Annotated in this window: 19 protein-coding genes; 7 read left to right on the plus strand and 12 right to left on the minus strand. The window is 75.1% G+C overall.

Features of this window, described 5'->3' with window-relative positions; genetic code table 11:
• Positions 1 to 21: 21 nt before the first annotated feature.
• From QSK52_RS25000 to QSK52_RS25040, 9 genes are all read right to left on the minus strand, one after another.
• Positions 22 to 1,275 (minus strand): beta-ketoacyl-[acyl-carrier-protein] synthase family protein, encoded by a 1,254-nt coding sequence (locus QSK52_RS25000; RefSeq protein ID WP_285738386.1) that lies wholly within the window; start codon positions 1,273 to 1,275, stop codon positions 22 to 24.
• Positions 1,272 to 1,595: an acyl carrier protein gene (locus QSK52_RS25005; protein ID WP_285738387.1), complete on the minus strand. Its 324-nt coding sequence runs from the start codon at positions 1,593 to 1,595 to the stop codon at positions 1,272 to 1,274. Before QSK52_RS25005 ends, QSK52_RS25000 begins: the two co-directional genes overlap by 4 nt.
• A complete protein-coding gene (locus QSK52_RS25010) occupies positions 1,582 to 2,892 on the minus strand; it encodes an aspartate aminotransferase family protein (protein ID WP_285738388.1) in 1,311 nt (436 codons plus the stop codon). The genes QSK52_RS25005 and QSK52_RS25010 overlap by 14 nt, the downstream gene beginning before the upstream one ends.
• Positions 2,889 to 3,344: a type II toxin-antitoxin system RatA family toxin gene (locus tag QSK52_RS25015; protein WP_285738389.1), complete on the minus strand. Its 456-nt coding sequence runs from the start codon at positions 3,342 to 3,344 to the stop codon at positions 2,889 to 2,891. Before QSK52_RS25015 ends, QSK52_RS25010 begins: the two co-directional genes overlap by 4 nt.
• Complete coding sequence (locus QSK52_RS25020) at positions 3,331 to 4,584, minus strand: GNAT family N-acetyltransferase (protein WP_285738390.1); 1,254 nt, start codon at positions 4,582 to 4,584, stop codon at positions 3,331 to 3,333. Before QSK52_RS25020 ends, QSK52_RS25015 begins: the two co-directional genes overlap by 14 nt.
• A 3-nt stretch (positions 4,585 to 4,587) precedes the next feature.
• Entirely contained in the window at positions 4,588 to 5,718 is a 1,131-nt protein-coding gene (locus tag QSK52_RS25025) for an acyl-CoA dehydrogenase family protein (RefSeq protein WP_285738391.1), read from the minus strand.
• Between the two features lie 50 nt (positions 5,719 to 5,768).
• The gene (locus QSK52_RS25030) at positions 5,769 to 7,022 is read right to left on the minus strand and encodes a cytochrome P450 (RefSeq protein ID WP_285738392.1); all 1,254 of its coding nucleotides are present in this window, start codon (positions 7,020 to 7,022) and stop codon (positions 5,769 to 5,771) included.
• Between the two features lie 188 nt (positions 7,023 to 7,210).
• A complete protein-coding gene (locus tag QSK52_RS25035; RefSeq protein ID WP_285738393.1) occupies positions 7,211 to 8,140 on the minus strand; it encodes a DUF6801 domain-containing protein in 930 nt (309 codons plus the stop codon).
• Positions 8,137 to 10,530: a helix-turn-helix transcriptional regulator gene (locus QSK52_RS25040; protein ID WP_285738394.1), complete on the minus strand. Its 2,394-nt coding sequence runs from the start codon at positions 10,528 to 10,530 to the stop codon at positions 8,137 to 8,139. The genes QSK52_RS25035 and QSK52_RS25040 overlap by 4 nt, the downstream gene beginning before the upstream one ends.
• 222 nt (positions 10,531 to 10,752) lie before the next feature.
• On the opposite strand from QSK52_RS25040, the gene QSK52_RS25045 reads away from it, so the two are divergent.
• From QSK52_RS25045 to QSK52_RS25070, 6 genes are all read left to right on the plus strand, one after another.
• Positions 10,753 to 11,436, plus strand: coding sequence for a vWA domain-containing protein (locus QSK52_RS25045; RefSeq protein ID WP_285738395.1), 684 nt, complete (start codon positions 10,753 to 10,755; stop codon positions 11,434 to 11,436).
• 110 nt (positions 11,437 to 11,546) lie between these two features.
• Positions 11,547 to 12,404: a protein phosphatase 2C domain-containing protein gene (locus QSK52_RS25050; RefSeq protein ID WP_285738396.1), complete on the plus strand. Its 858-nt coding sequence runs from the start codon at positions 11,547 to 11,549 to the stop codon at positions 12,402 to 12,404.
• A complete protein-coding gene (locus QSK52_RS25055) occupies positions 12,401 to 14,434 on the plus strand; it encodes an LppU/SCO3897 family protein (protein ID WP_285738397.1) in 2,034 nt (677 codons plus the stop codon). Before QSK52_RS25050 ends, QSK52_RS25055 begins: the two co-directional genes overlap by 4 nt.
• A gap of 56 nt (positions 14,435 to 14,490) precedes the next feature.
• Positions 14,491 to 14,718 carry a hypothetical protein gene (locus QSK52_RS25060; RefSeq protein ID WP_285738398.1) on the plus strand — a complete coding sequence of 76 codons (228 nt, stop codon included), beginning with the start codon at positions 14,491 to 14,493 and terminating at the stop codon, positions 14,716 to 14,718.
• 337 nt (positions 14,719 to 15,055) lie between these two features.
• On the plus strand, positions 15,056 to 15,724 hold the full coding sequence (locus QSK52_RS25065) for a sensor domain-containing protein (RefSeq protein WP_285738399.1): 669 nt from the start codon (positions 15,056 to 15,058) through the stop codon (positions 15,722 to 15,724).
• Positions 15,721 to 17,589 carry a hypothetical protein gene (locus tag QSK52_RS25070; RefSeq protein ID WP_285738400.1) on the plus strand — a complete coding sequence of 623 codons (1,869 nt, stop codon included), beginning with the start codon at positions 15,721 to 15,723 and terminating at the stop codon, positions 17,587 to 17,589. The genes QSK52_RS25065 and QSK52_RS25070 overlap by 4 nt, the downstream gene beginning before the upstream one ends.
• Positions 17,590 to 17,669: 80 nt before the next feature.
• Here the strand turns inward: QSK52_RS25070 and QSK52_RS25075 are convergent, their stop codons facing one another.
• Together QSK52_RS25075 and QSK52_RS25080 are read right to left on the minus strand one after the other, a co-directional pair.
• Positions 17,670 to 18,953, minus strand: coding sequence for a cellulose-binding domain-containing protein (locus tag QSK52_RS25075; protein ID WP_285738401.1), 1,284 nt, complete (start codon positions 18,951 to 18,953; stop codon positions 17,670 to 17,672).
• 100 nt (positions 18,954 to 19,053) lie between these two features.
• Entirely contained in the window at positions 19,054 to 20,229 is a 1,176-nt protein-coding gene (locus tag QSK52_RS25080) for a lytic polysaccharide monooxygenase (RefSeq protein WP_285738402.1), read from the minus strand.
• Between the two features lie 315 nt (positions 20,230 to 20,544).
• Here QSK52_RS25080 and QSK52_RS25085 point away from each other — a divergent pair, with 315 nt between their 5' ends.
• Positions 20,545 to 21,213, plus strand: coding sequence for an HD domain-containing protein (locus tag QSK52_RS25085; protein WP_285738403.1), 669 nt, complete (start codon positions 20,545 to 20,547; stop codon positions 21,211 to 21,213).
• Positions 21,214 to 21,222: 9 nt separating this feature from the next.
• Here QSK52_RS25085 and QSK52_RS25090 read toward each other — a convergent pair whose 3' ends face one another.
• A complete protein-coding gene (locus QSK52_RS25090) occupies positions 21,223 to 21,915 on the minus strand; it encodes a response regulator (RefSeq protein ID WP_285738404.1) in 693 nt (230 codons plus the stop codon).
• Position 21,916: the final 1 nt, after the last annotated feature.

Here is a 21,916-nt window from a genome sequence, read left to right on the forward strand (position 1 = left end):
GGGTGGCTCCCTCGGAAGCGGTCAGGCGGGGGGCGTGAGCACCAGGCAGGCGTTCTGGCCGCCGAACCCGAAGGCGTTGACCAGGACGGGCGCGGGGGCGACGGGGCGCGGGGCGCCGTGGACGAGGTCGACCAGGTCGGCTTCGGGGCTGCGGTGCAGGTTGGCGATCGGCGGGACGAGGCCACGGGCGGCGCCGTGCAGGGCCAGGGCGGCGGCGAGGGCTCCGGCGGCGCCGATCAGGTGGCCGGTGACGCCCTTGACGGCGGTGACCGGCGGGGACTGGCCGCGGTAGCAGCGGGCGACGGCGCGGGCCTCGGCGCGGTCGCCGGGAACGGTGGAGGTGCCGTGGGCGCTGATGTGGCCGATGTCGGCGAGGGAGAGTCCGGCGTCGGCGACGGCCCGCTGCATGCAGCGGGCGGCGACCTCGCCGTCCTCGTGCGGGGCGGCGATGTGGAAGGCGTCGCAGTTCTCGGCGTAGCCCGCGATCTCGCCGTGGATGCGGGCGCCGCGGGCACGGGCCGACTCCCAGCGTTCCAGGACCAGGACCGCGGCGCCCTCGCCCATCACGAAACCGTCCCGGTCGGCGTCGAACGGGCGGCTGGCCAGGGCGGGTTGGTCGTTGCGCAGGGACAGCGCACGCATCCGGGCGAAGGCGCCCATCACCACGGTGCTGACCGCCGCGTCGACGCCGCCGGCCACCGCGACGTCCAGTTCGCCGTGCCGGATCCGGCGAGCGGCCTCGCCGAGGGCGGTGCCGCCGCTGGCGCAAGCGCTGGAGTAGGTGGTGCAGACGCCCTGGAAGCCGTGGCGCAGCGCGACCCGGCAGGCGGGCGAGTTGGCCATGGTCCGCGGGACGGTGTGCACGGGCAGGTCGCGGGGGCGGTCGACGTAGCCCGCGGTGGCGGCCTCCATGCTGGACAGGCCGCCGATGCCGGTGCCGATCTGCACGCCGATCCGCTCACGCGGCACCCCGGCGGGCAGGGCGGCGTCGGTGAGGGCGTCGTCCGCGGCGCACAGCAGCAGTTGCGCGGGGCGGTCGATCTGCCGGACCTCACGGCGGCCGAGGTACGCCTCCGGGTCGAACTCCGGTACCAGGCAGGCGAAGTGGACCGGCAGGTCGGCCTCCACCAGCCGTTCCACCCGGGTGGCGGCGGAACGGCCGGCCAGCACCGCGGCGTACACCTGGTCGAGGGTGTGGCCCGCGGGTGACTTGAGGCCGATGCCGGTGACGGCGACCCGGTGGCCGCCCGAGGGGTGCCGGTGCGGCGCGCTCACGCGGGGCCGCCCGGGGCCGGCGTCAGGGTGATCACCGCGTGGGCGGTGCGGCTGGCCGGGTCGGCGGTGGCGGGGTCGGCGAACCGGGCGTGCAGCAGGTCGACGGCGTGGCCGAGGTCGCGGGCCGAGAGGAGGTCGTCGGGGTCGATCCGCAGGCACAGGGTGCGTTCCAACCGGGCGCCGATCTCCATGAGTTCGAGGCTGTCGATGCCGAACTCCTCGGCCAGGCCGGTGCGTTCCCCCAGCTCCTCGGGGTCGGTGCCGAGGACGTCGGAGACGACCGTCCGGACGGTGGCGGCGAGTTCCTCACGTGTGGGCATCCGGGTGCGCTCCTTCGCTGGTTCCTACGTCGGTGGTCCGCAGGGTCCGTTCGGTGGCGGCCAGTGCGGAGTCCAGGATGCTTGCGGCTTCGGCGAGTTGGGCCGGGGTGGTGAGCAGTGGCGGCAGCAGCCGGACGGTGGTGGGGCGGCTCAGGCAGGGCGAGACCAGCAGGCCGGTGGCGGCGAGTTCGAGCACGGTGGCACCCGCGGCCCGCGGGGAGGTGCAGTCGAGGCCGCGCAGCAGTCCGCGGCCGGGCACGGCCCGCACCACCCGGGGGTGGCGCTCCTGGAGGCCGGTCAGCAGGACGTCCAGTTGTGCGGCCAACGACTCTCCGTGGTCCGCGAGTTGTTCGATGGCGTCGAGGGCGGCGGGGACGGCGGCGCAGCTCAGCGGGTGGCCGCCGAAGGTCGCCGAGTGCAGGAACGGGTCGGCGGCCAGCGGCGCGTACAGGCGCTCGGAGCACAGCAGGGCGGAGAGCGGGACGACGCCGCCGCCCAGCGGTTTGCCGAGCAGCACTCCGTCGACGGGCAGGCCGTCGGCGAGGGCGACCGAGCGTTCGCCGCAGCGGCGCAGGCCGCACTGGATCTCGTCGGCGATCACGAAGGCGCCGTCGCGGGCCGCGTCCGCGCACCACTGCCGGAGCACCTCGGTGGGCAGCGGCAGGGCGCCGTTCTCGCCCTGCACGGGTTCGAAGACGAGCGCGGCCACCCGGCCGCCCGCGGTCTCCCGGCCGACCGCCGCCGGGTCCTCGGCGTCGACGTGCACGACGTCGACCTCGCTGCCGAGCAGGCCGCGCCGGTACAGCGGGCTGTGGGTGAGCGCGAGGGCGCCCAGCGACTTGCCGTGGAAGGCGCCGCGGACGGCCAGCACCCGGGGGCGGCCGGTCGCCAACCTGGCCAGTTTGACCGCGACTTCGACCGCGTCGGCGCCGTTCAGGCCGAAGTGGACCTTGGGGAGCGCGTCGCCGAGGTAGCCGCTGAGCCGGGCGGCGGCCGCGGCGGCGACCGGGTTGGCCAGAGCGCGGGTCGAGGTCGGCATGGCGTCCAGCTGGGCGCGGACGGCGGCGGTGACGGCGGGGTGGCGGTGGCCGAGCAGGGTGACGGCGTAGGAGCCGAAGTCCAGCGCGGTGCGGCCGTCGGAGAGCGTCACCCGGCAGCCCTCGGCGACCGACTCGACGGCGCCGCGCCCGGCGAAGCCGCCGGTCAGGGCGAGCTTCGGGGAGCAGTGGCGGCGCAGCCGGTCGAAGACCGGGCCCGCCCCGGTGTCCGTCGCCGGGTTCGGGAGGGCGGTGGTCACCGGGCGGCTCCCGGAAGGAGCATCCGCTGTTCGAGGGCGGCGAGCATCTGCGCGGCGCTGTCCCGCAGCGCGTCCGCCGCGACCGGGTTGAGCATCTCGGCGAGCAGCGGGATGCCGAGGTCGAAGTCGACGTGCAGGGCGACGGTGCTGCCGCCGCCGGGCGCGGCCCGCACCGCCCAGTGGCCGCTGAACGCGCCCAGGTCACCGGTGAGTTGCTCGAAGTCGAAGCGGCGCGCGGCGTGGTCGATCAGCTCCGTCTCGGTCCAGCGCAGCACGGAGCCCTGCAGCCGGACCGACCATGCGGTGGTGCGGTGCCGCTCGTCGGGCTGCTCGACCAGTTCGACCGCGTCCACGCTCTCCATGCAGGCGGGGTAGCCGAGGACGTCCACCACCACCGGCCAGGCCACCTCGGGCGGGGCGGCGACGGGCAACTCCACTTCAACGTGCGGCACGGGACGGCCTCTCCTCGGAACGGCTGGTGGTGGCAGGGGGGTCGGGGTGGGGGCGGGCGACGCGGGGGCGGTCGGGCGGACGGGCGGGCAGGCCCAGCGCCCCGGCGCGGGCGGCCGCCAGGGCGGGCGGGAGCAGGCGCCGTAGCACGGCCCGGGGCAGCGGCCGCAGGTGGGTCATCGCGTGCCACTGCTCGACCAGGGCGCAGCCCATCTCGGTCTTCGGGAGGTACGCGGTCTGGGCGAAGCGGATGTGCCCGCAGCCGGCGGCCATCGCCAGCCGGACGGCCGCGTAGTGCAGGTTGTGGTAGAGCGCGGCCCGGTGCGCGAGGCGGTAGTCCAGGCCGATCCGGGCGCCGGTGGCACCGTTCCCGGCGAACAGGCAGAGCAGGAACCCGACCAGCTCCCGCTGTTCGCCGCCCTGTTGCCCGCCCTCGTCGAAGCAGGCCAGCAGGCGGCTGCCGGGGTCGGCGGCGACGGCGGCCAGGAAGGCGTGGTCCAGCACGTCCAGTGTCTGGTCGGCCCGGTCCATCACCTGCCGGTACAGCGGCAGCAGTTGGGGCACCAGGTGGTCGAACTCGGTCAACTCCTCGATCCCCAGGCCGGGCTGGGCTTCGAAGCGGCGGATCTTGGCCCGGGCGTTGCGCCGCGGCTTGGCCGGGAGGGCGGCCAGGTAGTGGGCGAACGAATCGGCGGACAGGGCGAGTTCGGTGTCGGGCAGGGCGGGGGCGAGGAAGAACCCGGCCTCCTTCAACGGGGTGCGCAGCGGGGCGAGGTCGGGCCCGGTGAAGTCCTTGAGGACCACGGTGCCCAGCCCTTCGCGCCGGGCCAGGTCCAGGGCGGTCGCGACCAGCAGCCGCCCGGCCCGGTCGTCCGGCGGCTGCACGGCGAGCAGGCGACCCTGGCCGAGCAGGTTGCCGCACAGCAGCATCGGCACCCGCAGCAGGCGGGGTGCGCGGCGGCGCAGCGGGGCGAGCAGGCGGCGCTCGCGCGGGCCGAGGATCCGGTCCACCTGCAGGTCGGGGAAGAGGCACAGCGGCAGCACCGCGACGGGTTCGCCGGCCCGGCGCAGCAGCAGGTAGGCGTACCCGGCCGGTCCGACCCGGCTGCCTTCCAGTGCCGCGAAGACCTCCCGGGACCACATGGGGTCGTCGGCCGGGGCCAGCCGCTCCCACAGCCCGGGCGGCAACTCCGCGATGCCGCGCAGCACGTCGACCCGGTACGGGCCGTCTCCGGGGCGCACCGGTCAGCCGATCCGCAGCGGGCGGCCGTCCAGGAACTCCCGCAGCGGGCGGGCCATCCTGGTGCGGGCCGGCGGGTGGAAGGTCAGGCCGGTGGCGGCGGCGGCCAGGTAGGAGCCGTCCGGGGAGGTGATGAAGGCCATGCCGCCGAGCGCGGCCAGGCAGGTGCGGGCGGTTTCGGCGATGGCGTCCTGCGCGGCGTAGCGGGCGGTCAGGGCGCGCACCAGCAGCGCCTCGTCCAGGGGTTCGTCCGCCATCGCCCGGGCGACGGCCTCCACGGCGAGCATCGCGGCCTCGACCGGGACGAGGTGGGCGGTCGGGTCGTCCGCGTCGCCGCCGGGGCGCTGCAGGGTCCGTTCGACCAGGGCGCTGGCCACGCCCAGGTAGCCCGCGGTCAGCAGCAGTTCGAACCAGAGGAAGCCCGCGACGTTCAGGGCGTCCGGCACGGCGTCCGCGGTGACCTCGGTGGGGACCACCATGGACGGGTCCAACTCGACGTCGGTGAGCCGGACTTCGTCGCTCTCGGCGCCTGCCAGGAGGGGGGTTCCCCAGAACGGGCGGACGGTGATGCCCGGGCTGTCGGCGGGGATCAACGCCACCGCCAGCCGGTCGACGCCGTCCGGGCCGGTCAGCGCGACCGACGCGGTCAGCAGGTCCATCGAACGGGAGAGGCTGCACGGCATCTTGCTGCCGTTCAGCACGATCCGGTCGCCGCGGCGCTCGGCGGTGAGGTGCGGGGCGAGGATGTTCTGCCCGGCCCGGCCCTCGGCGAACGCGGAGGCCACCAGCAGCCGCTGCTTGGCGACGGACTCCAGCAGCGCCCCCTCCAGGCCGTCCCCGTACTTCGCGGCCTCGACCAGCCCCGCGACCGAGAAGTGGTGCATGGTGGTGGCCACCGCCAGCGAGGGACAGCGGGCCCCGACCGCGCGCTGCACCCGGACGGCCTGCAGCGCGCTCGCGCCCGCGCCGGAGTACGCGGCGGGCACCAGCAGCCCCGGGCCGCCCGCCTCCTTGAACGCGGCGATCGCCGGGCTGGGCGTGCGTTCCAGCTCGGCGAGCGGGTGGCCGGCCAGCACCCGGTCCAACCCGGGCATGAACGCCTCCAGTTCGGCGCGTTCGCGGTGCAGGAAGTTCACGGGCACGTCCTTCGGGAGGGGCGGGTGCGGCACGGGGACGAGGGGGGTGCTCAGCCGGTGGCCGCCAGGGGCAGGGTGTCGAACGAGCGCAGGCAGGCCGAGGCGCGCCGCACCGGCTCCCCGGCCGGGACCAGCCCGGGGAGGCGGTCGAGCAGCGGGCCCAGCAGCAGTACCGCCTCCAGCCGGGCCAGCGCCGCGCCGAAGCAGTAGTGCGGCCCGGCGCCGAAGCTCAGCACGCGCACGTCCGGGCGGCGGACCAGGAAGGCGTCCGGGTCCGGGTGGCGGCGCGGGTCCCGGTTGGCGGCGCCCAGCACCGCGGTCACGCTGCCACCGGCCGGGACGGGCAGGCCGCCGATCTCGACGGGTTCCAGCGCCAGCCGCTCGGTCATCAGCACCGGGCCGTCCCAGCGCAGCGCCTCCTCGACGGCGCCGGGCAGCAGTCCCGGGTCGGCCCGGAGCAGCGCGGTCTGGTCGGGGTGGGTGAGCAGGGCGTGTACCGCCGTCCCGAGCAGGCCGGCGGTGGTCTCGAACCCGGCGACGAAGACCAGCAGCAGCAGGTCCGCCAACTCGCTTTCCCCGAGCGGACGGTGGGTACCGGGGCGGTCGGCGAGCAGCGCCGTGGCGAGGTCCTCGGCCGGGCGGGCCCGGCGTTCACGCAGCAGCCCGGCGAAGTACGCCCGCAGCGCGGTCACCGCCGCGTCCGCCCGCTGCCAGTCCTCGTCCGAGCGGACCGGTTCCAGCAGGCGCGCGGCGTCCCGGCCGAGGCGGTGGAACTGCTCCCGGTCAGCCCGGGGCACGCCGATCAGTTCGCCCACCACCGCGACCGGCAGCGGGTAGCCGACCAGGGCCTGGAAATCCGCGGTCGCGCCGCCGGAGAGCGCGTCCGCGAAACGGTCGAGGAGTTCGTCGACGGTCCTCTGCACGCCCGCCGAGAGTTCGGCTGCCCGGCGGGGCCCGAACGCCGCCGTCAGCGGGGTGCGCAGCCGCGCGTGGGCGGGGCCGTTGGTGCCGAGCAGCGAGGCGTAGAAGAAGTCCGCCGCGGGCCGGGCCGCCCAGTCGGGGTGCTCGCGGTGCAGCCAGGCGGCGTCCGGCACCGCGAAGGCCGGCCCCGCCAGCACGGCCTGGCAGTCGGCGAAGCCGGTCAGGAAACGGGTGCCGGTCTCCGGGTCGTACAGCACCGGGGCGCTCTCCCGCAGGCGGGCGAGCAGGGCGTAGGGGCCCGCCGGAGAGGAGGTTGCGCCCGGGGCGAGGACTGCGCGCAGCAGGCCGAGCGCACCCGCCCGGTCGGCCGCCGCACCGTTCACCGAAACTCGCCCACCTTCAGCCGCCGCCGCGCACGCCGGGTCGCCGAACCGGCCCGCACTCTGCGATTCGTTCGGACAGAGAGTACCCGAACCGGAATTCCCGCGCACATTTGAAAATCATTCAAGTTCCCATTTCTCCATGGGAATTACTACTCTTCAGATGATTTTCCGGCCGGTACCGCGGAGGGTCAGGCCGCGGGCCCGGAGGGTCCGCGGCGCTCGGTCCGCCGTCGGAGGACGACCGCTGCGGCGGCCAGCGCGGCGACGACGGCTGCGGCGCCCAGGGCGACGGCCCAGGGGCGGGACGCCGACGCCCGCGGGGCGCCGGCCGTGGCGGGGGCGGAGGCCGCCGGTGGCGGAGCCGGCGGGGCGGTGCCGACGGGGGCGCTGCTCGCGGCGGCGGAGGCGTCCGTTCCCGGCGAGGCGGTCGCCGGGCTCGCGGAGGACGGGGCCGGGGCGGACGGGAGGGTGGTGGAGGACGGCGTGGGCGAGGCCTTCGCCGGGGTGACCTCGAAGGGGGCGACGGTGCCGTCCTGGCCCGCGTTCAGGGTGCAGGGGACGTCGACCCGGCCGGGACCGGCCAGGTTGCCGTCGGCGTCCCTGGGCACCAGGTGGAGGGTGAAGTTCCCGGCGCTCACGCGTCCGCTGCCGGGGCGGCCGAAGGAGAGCCGGGGCGCGTTGCCGGTGGCGGGGATCTCGAAGGCGCCGTAGGCGGGGACGGAGGTCCGGGTGATGGCGAGGTGGACGGGGACGACCGTCTCGCCCTGCGGGGCGAGGACCCGGGTCTCGGCGTCGACCGAGCCTTCGATGGTGCGCACCCCGAGGACGTAGCGCAGGCCGATGGTGAAGGACGCCTCGACGGTGGCGGTAGCCCGGACGGCGAAGGCCGGGCTGGACTCGCCGACCGGCAGTGTGTCCGGGACGTCCGCGGAGATCCCGGCGGTGATGGCCTGTCCGCCGATGGTCGGGAAGACGCAGGTGTAGTGCAGGGTGGGGGTGGCGGGCCGGGCGGCCGCGGGGGCGGTGCCCAGGGCGCCGACCAGCGCGGTGGCGGTCGCGGCGACGGCCGCGCGCCGGGTGCGCCCGCTCGGGCGGCGGGTACGGGATCCGGCGCTCATGCTGCCCCTTTCGTCCGGTGGTCCGTCCGGTGGTCCGTCGAGTGGTCCGTCGGGTGGTCGCGGCGGCGCCGGGCGCGGTCGCGGTGCTGCTGGTGGCTGCGGCTCAGGTGGCTCTGGATCCAGGCGTGGCGGAACTGGTAGACCGCGCCGACCTGGCGGAGCACGCCGCGCTGGTGGGCGTCCGCCAGGAAGGCGATCGGCGCCCAGGGGAGCCGTCCCGTGAGCGGCAGCCAGATGCGGGCCAGCGCCACCCACTGGCCCCAGGCGGTCAGGCTCAGTCCGTAGCCGAGCCCCGCGCCGAACGCGGCCTCCAGCCCGAAGACCAGGCCGACCTCGAAGCCGCGCAGCGGCCCGTACACGACGCCGTTGAGCAGGCCGACGCCGAGGCCGAGGACGAGTGCCCAGGTGATCATGTGGAAGACGACGTTGCGGCGCTCGATGTGCAGCAGGTCGGCCGGGCTGACCACGGACTCGGTGCGCACCGGGGCCTCGAACAGGGCGATCAGGCCGAAGACCAGCCCGGTCGCGAGGGCGATCGGCGGGATGAACAGCAGCCCGGCCGCGAGGTCGGCGCCCTGTCCGTCGGCGAGCCCGATCGGGGCCACCAGTCCCTCGTCGACCAGGATGAGCAGCGCCATCCCGGCCGCTCCGCAGCCCAGGCCGACCAGGAACCGGATGAGCGCGTTGCGGCGGGTGCGCGGGGTGCCGGTGCTCAGCCGCAGCCGGACGGGGGAGGGTCTGAGGGCGGCGCGGGCGCAGGCGTGCCAGTACACGAGGCCGAACAGCGCTCCGGCGACGGTGCCGTGCAGGAGGCCGACCACGAGGCCGCGGACGACGGCGAACCGGAGTCCGTGCGAGGTGGCGACCAGGTCGACCGGCACGTTGCCGACCGCGGTGGTGACGCCGAAGGCGAGACCGGCCAGGAACCCGACGATCAGGGTGCGCAGGGTGCGGCTCGTGCTGGTGCCGACCTCCCACCAGGTGAGGTCCTGCCGTTCGGGGCCGAGCCGGGTCAGGTGGTCGGCGAGGTGGCCGAGCCAGTGCTCGGCGCGTCGCGCGTCCCACGGTCCGGGCCGGCGGCGGACGGTGTCGAGCCGTTCGGCGGGACGGGGGCGGTAGACGGCGGGCACGAACCCGGCCAGCAGGTGCTCCTCGATCGCCTCGGGGGTGGGGAAGCGGGCGGTGTCCAGGAGTTCGCCCGGCCGCCGTTCGGGGTGGTCGCTGTACACGGTGCGGGCGAGGGCGATCATCAGCGGGGTGCGCAGGGCGGCGGCGAGGTTGGCGCGGCCGGCGCTCTCCGCCGTCCGGTCGGGGTCGAGGACGGCCTCCCAGGTCGCGGCCGGCCCGTCGGTGTCGGCGGGCCCGGGGAAGGCCGGGTCGGTCCGGGGCAGGTAGCCGCGCAGGTCGTCGAGGTCGAGGTCGCACAGTTCCAGGACCGCGGCGGCGGCCAGCGGGGCGTGCGCGACCCGGACGGCCTCGGTGAACTCGGCGTGCCGACTGGTCAGGACGAGCGGCAGCCGGGAGAGGTTGAGCGCTTCGAGGGCCGGGGCGCGCAGGCCCTCGGCGAGTTCGTCGAACCCGTCGAGGACGGGGAGGACGAGGTCGTCGTCCAACAGGTCCGCGGCCAGGGTCTTGCCGCTGGGGACCCGGCGGGCCAGGTGCGGGTAGTCGCGCAGCAGCCGACCGATCAGCCAGTCGCGCAGGGCCACGGCGGCCGGGTCCCAGTCACCGAGGCTGAAGATCACCGGCACCCGTTCGTCGCGGGTGCGGGCGTCCAGCAGGTCGAGGGCGAACCGGACGGCCAGGATCGACTTGCCCGATCCGGCCCGGCCGAGGACCACCAGTCGGCCGGACGGTATGCGCCGGTAGATCTCGGCGACCCGCCGCAGGTCGCCGGTGAGGTCCGGTTCGCCACGGACCTCACCGGGGGCCAGCAGGAGGGCGTTCGCCGACCGGTCGGCCACTCCCCCCGACACCTGCTGCCAGCGCACCGGCAGCGCGAACGGGTGGTGCACCCGGCGCTGGGCCTCCTCGCGGCGCCAGCGCTGCCGGCTCTCGCGGGCCAACTCCTCGGCGGCGTCGGCGAGCGGGCCGTGGTCCCGGGGCGGGGGCGGTGGTCCCGGGGCGGGCTCCGGAGCGGGCTCCGGGGCCTCCGGCGCGGCCGAGGCGGTGCCGCCGCCGAGGGCGCTCAACCGTCGGCGCTCCTCGGGTCCGGCGTCGAGCGCGTCCGCGATGCGGTGGATGGTGCCGCGCCGGTGGTCGAAGGGGCGGTCGGTCTCGATCCGGCGGACGGTGCTCTCGCCGAGCTCGGCCCGTTCCGCGAGCTGGGACTGCGTCAGACCGGCCTGCTTCCGCAACTGGCGCACCAGTGCTCCGAGCGTCTCCGCCACGCCCCGCCCCCTCCCCTGGGTTCCGCATGCAGGGGCCGAGCCTACCGCTGACGGCCGGTCAGATATGACCGGTGCCGTGACCTGTGCACTCGCCGGGCGCGGCGCCAGCATCGGCGGTGCGGACGGCCGGTTCCGCGGCCCCGTGGCGCACCCCGTCACGCGGCCCGGGCCGCCCCTGTCCGCGACACCAGTGACACGGACGTGAGAAAGACGGTGTTTGCGATGGCGGAGACGAGGGGCGTCCTGCTGCCGGCCTACGTGGTGGCGGACGAGTCGGGTTCGATGGCGCCCTACCAGCGCGAGCTGGCGGACGGGGTGGCGTCGCTGTGCGAAGGGCTGCGGGCGGAGCCGATGGTCGCGGCCAAGCTCCGGCTGGCCGTGCTGGGTTTCTCCGACGACGTCCAGGTCCGGCTCGCGGTGGCCGACATGCGCACCGAGACCGCGGTGCCCCGGCTGGTGATCCGCGGGGTGACCAACTACCGGGCCGTCTTCGAGGACCTGCTGCAGCGGATCCCCGGCGACGTGAAGTGGCTGTGCGGCGAGGGCTACCGGGTGCACCGCCCGGTGGTCTTCCTGCTCAGCGACGGCCAGCCCACCGACGGCTCGTCCTGGCACGCGCCGCACGCGGAGCTGACCGACCGGGACCGCACGCCGACCGCGCCGAACATCATCGCCTGCGGTATCGGCGACGCCCGGGCCCGGACCATGGTCGACGTCGCGACCCGCCCCGAGTTCGCCTTCCTCGCCAAGTCCGGAACCGACGTCGGCCGGGCGATCTCGGAGTTCTTCCACTCGCTCACCATGAGCCTGGTGGCCTCCGGGCACGCCCTGAACTCGGCCCACCCGCAGCTGGTGGTGAACCGGCCCGACCAGTTCACCATGGCCATCGACGAGGTCGGCCGGTGACGCCCGACCACCGGGGCGCCCCGGGGCCCGGGTCGCCGACGGCGCCCCCGGGGCCCGCCGGACCGCCCCCGGCCACCGGACCGGACCGGGTGCCGTGGCAGCGGATCGCCGTGGACGTACCGGGCCTGGAGTTCGAGGCCCGGCCGCCCAGCCAGTACGCCTTCGACTTCCCCGACAGCGAGTGCGAGGGCTGGTCCACCGACCGGCTCACCCTGCGGTTCGCCTCCGTCCGCGGCGCCAAGCACCGCTACTACCGGCAGCCGCGCCAGGACGCGGTGCGCGCCGCGGTGCACGAGGCCACCGGCAGCATCGTCTTCGCGGTCGCCGACGGCGTCTCCAGCGCCGCCGAGTCCCACCAGGGCGCCGTCGAGGCGTGCCGGGCCGCCGTCGAACGCATCCTGCACCTGCTCGACCGGGGCGCGCAGCGGCTGGACGGCGCCGACGTCGCGGCCCACGCCGCGGAACGGCTGCGCGAACTGGCACGGTGGCGGCTCGGCGTCGCCCTGCCGCAGGCGGCCGAGGTGGCCCGGCTGTACGCGACCACCCTGGTGGCGGGGGCGGTCCGGACCGCGGGCGACGTCCTGGAGGCCGAACTGTTCCGGGTCGGCGACTCCGGGGCGTGGCTCCTCGACCGGGCGGGCGGCGGCTACCGTCCGCTGTTCGGCGGCAAGGCCGTACCGGGCACCCCGCTGGTCAGCAACGCGGTCTCCCCGCTCCCCCTGGTCCCCGACCGGCCGGAGACCGCGGTCGGACGGCTGGCCGAGCCGTGGACGCTGCTGGTCGGCACCGACGGGTTCGGCGACCCGCTCGGCGAGGGCGACGGCCGGGTGGGCGAGCTGTTCGCCCGCCAACTCGCCTCTCCCCCTCCGCCGTTGTGGCTGGGCCACGTACTGGACTTCACCCGGGAGACCTTCGACGACGACCGCACCCTGCTGGCGGTCTGGCCGCGGGCCGAGGGAGCGAGGTGAGCACGCAACCGACCGCCCCGGTCGAGTTCGCCGCGCTGGCCCTGGACGGGGAACTCGGCCGGGGCGGCCAGGGATCGGTCCACCGGGTGCGCAACAGGCGCATCAACGAGTCGGCGGCCGACGGCGGCTGGGAGGTCGTCTACAAGGAGTACGCCCCCGCGGTGCTGCCGCAGGTGGACGCCGCCGCACTGGCCGCCGCGGTCGCCCTGCCCGGGCGGCTGACCGGCGAACAGGGGCGCTGGCTGTGCGAGAAGACCGCCTGGCCGGCCGCCGTGGTCCGGCGCGGCGGACGGACGTGCGGGTTCCTGATGCGGTCCGTCCCCGACCGCTTCCGCTTCACGCTGCGGACCCTGGCGACCGGCCACCAGGGACCGCCCCGGCTCGCCACCCTGGAGTACCTCCTCAACGAGGACGCCTACGTCACCGGGATCGGACTGACCGTCACCGACCGGGACCGGCTGCTGCTGCTCGCCGACCTCGCGACCACCCTCGACCGGCTGCACCGCTTCGGCGTCACCGTCGGCGACCTCTCGCCGAAGAACCTGCTCTTCGCCCTCGCGCCGCAGCCCGAGTGCTTCCTCATCGACTGCGACGCGGCCCGCACCGACGGTGCGACGGTGCTGCCGCAGGCCGAGACCCCGGACTGGCACGTCCCCGCGGGCGAGGAACGGGCGACCCGGCACAGCGACACCTACAAGCTCGGCCTGCTCGCCGTCCGCCTCTTCGCCCGCGACCAGAGCACGACCGACCCGGCCGCGCTGACGGCGGTCGACCCGGCCCTCGGCGCCCTGGCCCGTGCCTCGCTCGGGACGGACCCGGCCGCCCGGCCGACGCCCGCCGCCTGGGCCGAGCAACTGACCTCGGCGTCGGGCCGGTTGAAGCCCGGCCACGGGCCCGGCGCGGCCGGTGGGGCCAGTGGGGCGAAACCGAAACCGAAACCGAAGTCGAAGCCCAGGCCGAAACCCGGGCCGAAGCCGCCGACCGGGTCGGCCGCCCCGCGGCCGCGCGCCACCAGCGGTGCGGCTCCGGCGAGTTCGTCAGGTCCGGCGGGCTCGGCTGGCTCGGCGGGCCCGGCAGCGGGCGGCACCGGGGCGGGCAGCACGGCGGCCGGGGTCGGCAAGGTGCTCGTCGCCGTGGCCGCCGTCGTGGCAGCGCTGCTGTTCGTGGCCCACCGTGACGACTCCCGTCCGGCGGACTCCCGCCCGGCCGCCGACAGCCGTCCGCTGACGGTCAGTCACCCGGCGCGCTCGGCCCCGCAGCCCGACCCGGCCTCCAGCAGCACCCGCCCGAGGACCCCGACCCCGACGCCCACTCCGACCCCGACCCCGACCCCGACGCCCACCCCGAGCCCGAGCCCGACCGATCCGGTCGCCACCGCGGACGTCGGCGACTGCTTCTTCGACACCGGGACCAGCGGGCACGCCGACCTCACCCCGACCACCTGCACCCCCGGGGCGTTCGAGGTCGTCCGGATCAACGAGGACAGCACCGACCTGGACGGCTGCGCCCACGTGCCCGGCAACGACGAGAGCGTCAGCTCCGAGCGGTACTCGCGGGTCCTGTGCCTCAGCTACCGGAGCCCGGGCGGGGACTCCTACCACGCCGGGCCGGGCGACTGCGTCTTCGGGCCGAACGGCGCGGGCCCGTGGTCGCTGCTGTCCTGCCGGACCGGCGCCTTCAAGGTCCTGGCCGTCTACCACGGCACCAGCGACCACTCCCGGTGCGACGGCTGGCCCCACTACAACCAGTGGCGGACCGTCCCCGGTCCCCGGGGCGCCGACCGGGACGTCCTGCAGTGCCTGTCCATGGTGTTCCCCGACGACGCGGGCTACGCCACCGTCCGCGAGTGCCTGTCCAAGTCGGGCTCCACCTTCACCGACGTGGGCAGCTGCGACCGCTCCAACGTCTACGTCACCGGCCGCACCAGTACGCCCAACTACCCGGCGTTCTGCGGCCAGGACGCCTCCACCTACTGGCGCTCCAACGAGTTCCCCGACCTCGGCTACACCGTCTGCTGGCGCTGGCGCTGACCCGCCGCGCGGCGACCGATCCACCCTCCCACCGAACAGACTCCGAAGGACCTGACATGGCATACCGCTACCGGTGCGGCGAGTGCGGCTTCAAGACCTCCTGGGGCACCGAGTCCCAGGGCGAGCGGGCCCAGATCGCGCACTACGCCGACCGCCACCCCGACCTGTACCCCGGCGGGACGGTCGAGACCAACGGCAAGGACCCGTCCGGCGGCATCGGCTGCCTCGGCGTCCTCGCCGTGCTCTTCCTGCTGTTCGTCCTCGCCGTCTCGTGCAGCCGGTGAACGGCGCCGACCCGAACACCGCGACCCGGAGGACGTCATGACGGAGCACTACGGGAGCCGGCCCCCGGCCGCACCGACACCGCCCACCTGGCAGCAGACACCGCGCGCGGTGCCGCCCCGGCTCGGCCGCGGCGGCGGCTCGGCGGCGGCGCCGTCCACGCCGTCCACGCAACCGGCGGCCGGGGCGGGCGGCCCACAACCCGCGGCCGGAACGAGCAGCACGCAAGCGGCTGTTGGGGCGGGCGGCCCACAACCCGCTGCCGGAACGGGCGGCACGCAACCACCGGCCGCGCCGGTACCGCCGTCCGGGGTGCGGGGGGCGCGGCGGGGAGCCGGGGTGCTGCGCCACTGGCGGCTGCTGGTGGCCGCGGTGGTGCCCTGCCTCCTGCTGGCCGGTGCCGGGTGGTGGTTCTGGCCGCAGCAGCCGACGGGCCGCCCTCCGCACATCGCCGCGGGGACCGTCCAGGCGGACCTGCTCGACGCCGACGAGGTCAGCAGGCTCGCCGGAACGGCGCTGGTGGCCGGTCCCCGGTCGGACCGGCCCCACGCACCGCTCGCCACGGCCCCGGCGGACTGCGCCGTCGCCGCCGGGCCGACCACGCAGTCGGTCTACGGGCAGGCGTGGAAGGCGTTCCTGTCCGCGACCTACCAGGACGCCGCGGGCTCGGGCAGCTACACCGTCAACCAGGTGATCGGCGTGTTCCCGGACGGCGCGAAGGCGACCGCCGCCTTCCGCACGCTCGCCGACGGCTTCGCCAAGTGCCCCTCCTCGACCCTCACCGACCAGGCCGGACGCACCTCGAAGTGGACCTACACGGCGCACCCCGCCTCCGAGGTCGCGGTGGCGTGGACCGCCGCGCAGGGCGAGGCCGCGAACTGGGCCTGCTACCACCAGGCCCGGGTGAAGGGCGCCAGCCTGATACAGGTCGCGGTCTGCCAGGCCGGTGACGGCGGGCCGACCGCCTTCATGATCACCGACGAGCTCACCGGCCGGGTGACCGGATGACCGCGCCCTCGCACCCGGCGGCCTCGCCCCCGGCGCCCCCGCAGCCGGCGACCGTGCGCCGCCGCCGGACGCTCCCCCGGGTCCTGCGCCCCGTGCTGCTGGCGCTGCTGGCGCTCCTGGCTCCGGTCGTCGCCGCAGGAGCGCAGACCGTCGCGGCGACCGCGGCCGCGGCGGCGACGGCGCAGGCGGGCACGCTCGCCTCCGTTCCCCTGACGGCACCGCGGGGGTTCGAGGCCGCCCTGGCGGCCGAGCTGGCGGAGGTCGCGGACGCGAACCGGCAGGCCGAGGAGCTGGCGCAGCAGGAGAAGGAGGTGGTCGCCGAGGCGGAGCGGATCACGAAGGAGGCCGCCGCCATCGAGGACGGCAAGGCCGCGCTCAACGCCAGGGTGGCCGAGGTGAACCAGGAGATCAGCAGCCACAACGAGCGTGCGCGGGCCGTGGCGGACGAGATCGCCGCCCACAACGCCAGGCAGGGCACGGCCGGATCAGCCGGCGAGGTCGCCGCCTTCAACGCCGAGGCGGACCGACTGGACGCCCGACGGGACCAGGAGAACGCCGTGGACGACAGGATCCAGGGCGAGGAGAGCCAGATCCAGCAGGAGGCCGACCAGATCGACGCCCGGTCCTCCCAACTCGACAGCGCCGCCCGGGCCAACGACGGGAAGGCCGCCGACCTCACGACGAGGGAACAGCAACTCCAGTCCCGCAAGCAGCAGTTGCTCGCGCAGATGGCGCAGGCGGTTCAGAGCTTCGCCGCCGTCCCGTCGAACCCGGCAGCCGCCATGGACCAGGGCGGTGACGCGCCCGCTCCGGCCCCGCAAACCGGCAACCGGCTCACCGGACAGGACGAGGACACCGGCGACCGCCCCTACCGCAGGCCGCAGGCCGCCGCGCTGACGCAGTACGCGGAGCAGCACGGCACCACCGTCGACCCCCGCCCCGGCACGGCGTACCTGACGCCCGACGCCGTCCGGCGGCTCTCCCCCGCGCAGGCCGCCGCCCTCGGCAGCCCGGCCGTCAGCTACGACGGGCTGGTCCGCAAGCCCGACGGGCACTACACGGCGCTCCGGGTGCGGGCCCCGTCCGACGCCGCTGCCCCGGCTCCGGCGCCGTCCCCGTCCCCGTCACCGTCCCCGTCTCCGTCACCGTCACTGTCCCCGTCTCCGTCTACGGTGGTCTTCGGATCCGGTGGGCTGGTCGTGCACCTCGACGGCGCGCAGCTCCCCGTCGACGAGGTCACCACGGTCGAGGAGGCCCCCGCCCCGGGGGAGGACGCCGCTCGGCGCGTCCCCACCTGCAAGGACCTGAAGCCCGGGGGAGCCGTGGACCTGAACGGCGGCGGATGGGTCGACTACCTGCCGTCGGACGCCCAGGGCCGCAACCGGGGCGTCAGGTCCTGCCTCCAGGGGACGCCCGACCGGAAGAGGGGGGAGGAGGCGTCCAAGGCCGGCAACATCCGGGGCTGGACCGCCGCCCTGGCGCGGGCCGCCGCCCTCGGGTTCACCGCCTCGGAGAACGCCGTCGCCCGCTGCCACTCGGTGCCGAGCCTGGCCGGCGGAACGGCGGACGAGCGGAACCTGACGCCGTGCTTCCAGCTGGGGGCCAACATCAACCAGGCGACCGGCGGCACCATCACCAACAGCATGCGGTCCTTCGAGCGGATAGCCGAGAGCCGCATGCCCCAGGGCTACGTGCTGTACGACGTGCGCCCGGAGTACGACAACCCCGGCAGCACCATTCCCTGGGCGTGGGACATGTCGCTCGACGCGTGGGACGCCACCACCGGGGCGGGCACGGGCCCCGAATCGACGGTCGTGGAGAACGCGCGCTACGGCCCGACCGGACTGGTGAACCTGGGGAAGTAGCCTTCGGCCGGAACGCCGCGCGCCCCCGCTCCCGGGAGTGCGCGGCGTTCCGGCGGGCTCGGGGGCCCGACTCCCCTCGCTCAGCAGGCGATCGGCGAGGACCCCAGGGCCACGTCGTCGTACCAGAGCGTGTCGGAGCCGTTCCCGTACGCCTCCCAGCCGAGGTCCAGGGTGACCGGGCGGGGGGCGGTGGTGCGGCTGAGCCACTGCTGGTCGATGTCGGCGGTGGGGACGCCGTCGTCGTGCAGGCCGGGCACCAGTTGGTCGTTCAGCCAGGTGTCCATGGACTGCTTGGTGGTGTCCACGGCGAAGCGGACGCAGACCCACTGGTTCACCGGCAGCGGCACGCTCTGCGACACGCCGACCGGACTCTGCGCGGGCAGCGTGGCGTCGTCGGACTCGCGGTTCCACTGCAGGGCGCCGTTCTGGCCGCCCAGGCGCAGGTGCTTGTTGCCGTTGTTCGCGTCCTCCATGGTGACCATCGCGATGTGGTCGGCCGGCAGCGCGGTGGTGTGCCGCACCCAGTAGCGGGCGTAGACCACCGGGCCGACGGAGGACACGTTCTTCGTGGTGGCCGCGAACACGTGGTTGCAGTAGCCGGCTTGGCCGTTGACCCGCAGCGAACGGCTGCCGCCGTGGACCACCGAGGTGTCGACCGTCACCGTGCCCGCGCCCGCGCAGTCGGGGGCGGCGACCGTCCAGTCACCGGTCAGGGCACTGCCGTTCTGGTCCTCGAAGCCCGAGCAGACCACCGCCCCGGAGCAGCCGGTGCCCCCGCCCCCGGTCGAACTCGCGCTCGGGCTGGGGCTGGAGCTGGGGCTGGAGCTGGACGAAGGGCTCGCGGACGGACTCGGGGACGCGGACGGGCTCGGGGAGGCACTCGCGGTCGGCGAGGACGTGGGAGTGGGCGTGGGAGTCGAACCCCCTTGGCAGGAGGCCCCGTTGAAGGCGAAGTCGCCGGGGGCGGGGTTGCTGCCCGACCAGGTGCCCTGCATCCCGAAGGACACCGAACCGCCGCTGCCGACCGTCCCGTTGTAGCTCAGGCTGCTCGCCGTGACGGCACTGCCGCTCTGGCTGACCTGCGCGTTCCAGGCCGAGGTGACCTGCTGACCGGCCGGGAACGTCCAGGTCAGCTTCCAACTGCTGACCGCCGCACCAGAGTTGGTGACGGACACCTGCGCGGTGAAGCCGCCGGTCCACTCGTTGTTCGTCCAGGAGACCTGGCAGGCCGCGCTGCCCGCGCCCCAGGCCGGAGTCGGGTGCTGGCCGAGCCCGGCCAGCACCCCGAGGACCACCGCGAGCACGGCGAACACCGCCACCGGGGCGCGCCGCCCGCCGTGCACCCGCCCGTTGCTTCGCACCATGTCGAACCTCCTTGCGTCGTCGGTGCGTTCTGTGGTTCGTGCGGGCCCCGGGCCGGGACCGCCGCGGAGTGCACGGCGGCCCCGGCCCGGGGCGCGGGGGTCACGAGGCGGTGCAGGAGATGGAGCCGGTCGGGAAGTTGTTGCCGGAGGAGTTGGCGGTGAAGCCGAAGGTGGTGCTGGAGTTCGCGCCGATGGTGCCGTTGTAGGCGACGTTCTTGACCGTCACGTCACTGCCGGAGACGGTCAGCGCCCCGTTCCACAGGTTGGTGATGGTGGTGCCCGCGCCCGTCTGCCACTTCAGCGTCCAGGAACTGACCGGCGTGGAGTTGTGGTTCATCACCTCGACCGACCCCTGGAAGCCGCCGCCCCAGGAGCTGACGACGCTGTACGTCGCCATGCAGCCGCTGCTCGGCATGGTGCCGCTGGACGACGGGCTCGGCGACGGGCTCGAGGAGGGGCTGGACGACGGGCTCGACGACGGCGAGGCGCTCGCCGACGGGCTCGGGCTCGCGCTGGCGCTCGGGCTGGGGCTCGCGGACCGGCTCGGGCTCGGCGAGGAGGTCGGCTGGTGGATGCCCGTCACCTCGCCGTGGCCGCCGTCGAAGACCAGGTCGGAGCAGGAGAAGAAGTTCTCCTGACTGTCCGACCGCACCCACTGGATGAACATCAGGGCGGCGCCGCTGCGGCCCGCCGGGAGGGCCTGGTTCCAGTAGTAGTGGCCGCCGTCGGTGCCGGGGCTGCCCACCTGCGGCGGGTTGACGACGGTGCTGATCAGGCTCAGGTCGGCCCAGGCCAGCGGGGTGGTGGGGGACCAGCCCTGCTTGGTCAGGTAGACCCGGAACTCCCCGGGGTGCGCGGCCCAGTTGGAGTAGTCGAGCTCGATCGTGGCGCCGGAGGTCAGGTGCGTCTTGGGCCAGTCGTCGCGGGGGGCGTTGTACGCGGCGAAGTCGTACGGGGACTTGTTCCCGGCGCTGCACAGGGTGCCGTCCGGGACGTACCCCTGGCCGCGGCCGCCCGCGTTGGAGTCCAGCACGGCGAACCAGTTGTAGAGCGGCGTGGTGCCGCCCTGCGCGACGGCCGCCTGGCAGGCGGGGTTGGTCGGCGTCAGGGCGCCGGTCCCGGTGAGCCCGTCCTGGTAGCACAGGTACGTGCGCGAGCCGGGCATGATCGCCAGGCCGTGCGCCTGCGCCGTGGGCAGGCCCAGCAGCAGCGCGCAGACCGTCGCGAACGCACCGGCGAGAGCCGCGACGATGGTGGGGGTCTTACGTCGTGACATGAAACTTTCACCACCTCGGTGGAGGGGCCCGCCCGTGCCGTCCCGGCCGGGCAGGCCGTCTGATCGGGGAAAAGCCATGCTCATGCCATGAGCGGGGGAATTTCTGGGAGCGCTCCCACGCCTCAAGGTAACGGCCTGTCAAGGGCGTGTAAACCGGTGGCTTGAAAGGCTGAAAAGGATCAAGTCCCTTGATGGGAAAGGAGGTTGATCCAAGCGCTCGCCGCCCGGCATGGCGCGCGACCGCCCCGCGCTCTCCGCGCCTAGGCTTCCCCCGTACCGCGACCCGCTCCGCCGCGACGCCGACCAGGAGGCCCCGTGTCCCACGACGACCGTCCGACCCCGAAGTTCGCCGCTGGTGTTCCGCAGCCCGACGGCGTGCCCGAACGGCTGCGCCGCCAGATCGAGTTCGTCATCGAGGTCGACCAGCTCAAGAACGTCTTCCGGCAGAGCCCGCTGCTGGCCGCCGACCGGCGGGAGAACGACGCCGAGCACTCCTGGCACCTCGCCCTGATGACCCTGGTCCTCGCCGAGTACGCGGACGAGCCCGTCGACCCGGTCAAGGTCCTCGCCATGGTCGTGCTGCACGACCTGGTGGAGATCTACGCCGGGGACACCCCGCTCTACGACGCGGCGGCCGGCGCCGACCAGGAGGAGCGCGAACGCCTGGCCGCCGACCGGCTGTTCGGCATCCTGCCCGACGACCAGCGCGACCACTTCCGGGCGCTCTGGGACGAGTTCGAGGAACGCAGCAGCCCGGAGGCCCGGTTCGCCAAGGCGATGGACCGCCTCCAGCCGCTGCTGCTCAACTACGGCAACCGCGGCGGCACCTGGCGCACCCCCGGGGTCACCGACGCCGAGGTGCTGGCCCGCAAGTCCGTCATCGGCGACTCCTCCGCCGAACTGTGGGACTACGCGCGGACGTTGATCCGCACCGGCGCCGACCGCGGCTGGGTCCCCCGCGCCGATCCGGAGCCGCGGGCGTGACGGGGAGGCTCACTGCGCGCCCGGCACCAGTCCGACCCGGTGGGCCAGCACGACCGCCTGGACGCGGTCGCGCAGGCCGAGCTTCGCCAGGATGCGCGACACGTAGGTCTTGACCGTCTCGGGCGTGATGAACAGCGCCGCGGCGATCTCCGCGTTCGACGACCCCTCGGCGATCAGCCGGAACACCTCCAGCTCGCGGGGGGTCAGCACGCGCACCACGTCCTGCCCGGCCGCCCGGGAGGTGGCGGCCGGGCGCAGGTGCCGGGCGAAGTGGCCGATCAGGTGGCGGGTGACGGCGGGTGCCAGCAGGGCCTCGCCGCGGGCCACGGTGCGGATGCCGTTGACGAGTTCCGGCGGCGGCGCGTCCTTGAGCAGGAAGCCGCTGGCCCCGGCGCGCAGCGCGTCGTAGACGTGGGCGTCGACGTTGAAGGTGGTGACGACCAGGACCTTCGGCGCGCCCTCCACCTCCGGCCCGGCCAGCTGCCGGGTGGCCTCGATGCCGTCGAGCAGGGGCATCCGGATGTCCATCACGACCACGTCCGGGCGCAGCTGCCGGGCGGCCCGGACCGCCTCGTGGCCGTTCTCGGCCTCGCCGACGACCTCCATGTCGGGTTGCGCGGAGAAGATGGTGACGTAGCCGGTCCGCACCAGCGCCTGGTCGTCGCAGACGAGCACCCGGATCGGTGTCGGCGCTTCACTCACG

It is taken from the genome of Kitasatospora phosalacinea (genome assembly GCF_030268885.1).
Classification (GTDB): Bacteria; Actinomycetota; Actinomycetes; order Streptomycetales; family Streptomycetaceae; genus Kitasatospora; species Kitasatospora phosalacinea_C.

Coding starts and splice junctions, on each gene's coding strand:
- QSK52_RS25035 (WP_285738393.1), bottom strand. CDS start 8,140: ATGAGCGCCGGATCCCGTACCCGCCGCCCGAGCGGGCGCACCCGGCGC.
- QSK52_RS25060 (WP_285738398.1), top strand. CDS start 14,491: ATGGCATACCGCTACCGGTGCGGCGAGTGCGGCTTCAAGACCTCCTGG.
- QSK52_RS25005 (WP_285738387.1), bottom strand. CDS start 1,595: ATGCCCACACGTGAGGAACTCGCCGCCACCGTCCGGACGGTCGTCTCC.
- QSK52_RS25045 (WP_285738395.1), top strand. CDS start 10,753: ATGGCGGAGACGAGGGGCGTCCTGCTGCCGGCCTACGTGGTGGCGGAC.
- QSK52_RS25070 (WP_285738400.1), top strand. CDS start 15,721: ATGACCGCGCCCTCGCACCCGGCGGCCTCGCCCCCGGCGCCCCCGCAG.
- QSK52_RS25075 (WP_285738401.1), bottom strand. CDS start 18,953: ATGGTGCGAAGCAACGGGCGGGTGCACGGCGGGCGGCGCGCCCCGGTG.
- QSK52_RS25080 (WP_285738402.1), bottom strand. CDS start 20,229: ATGTCACGACGTAAGACCCCCACCATCGTCGCGGCTCTCGCCGGTGCG.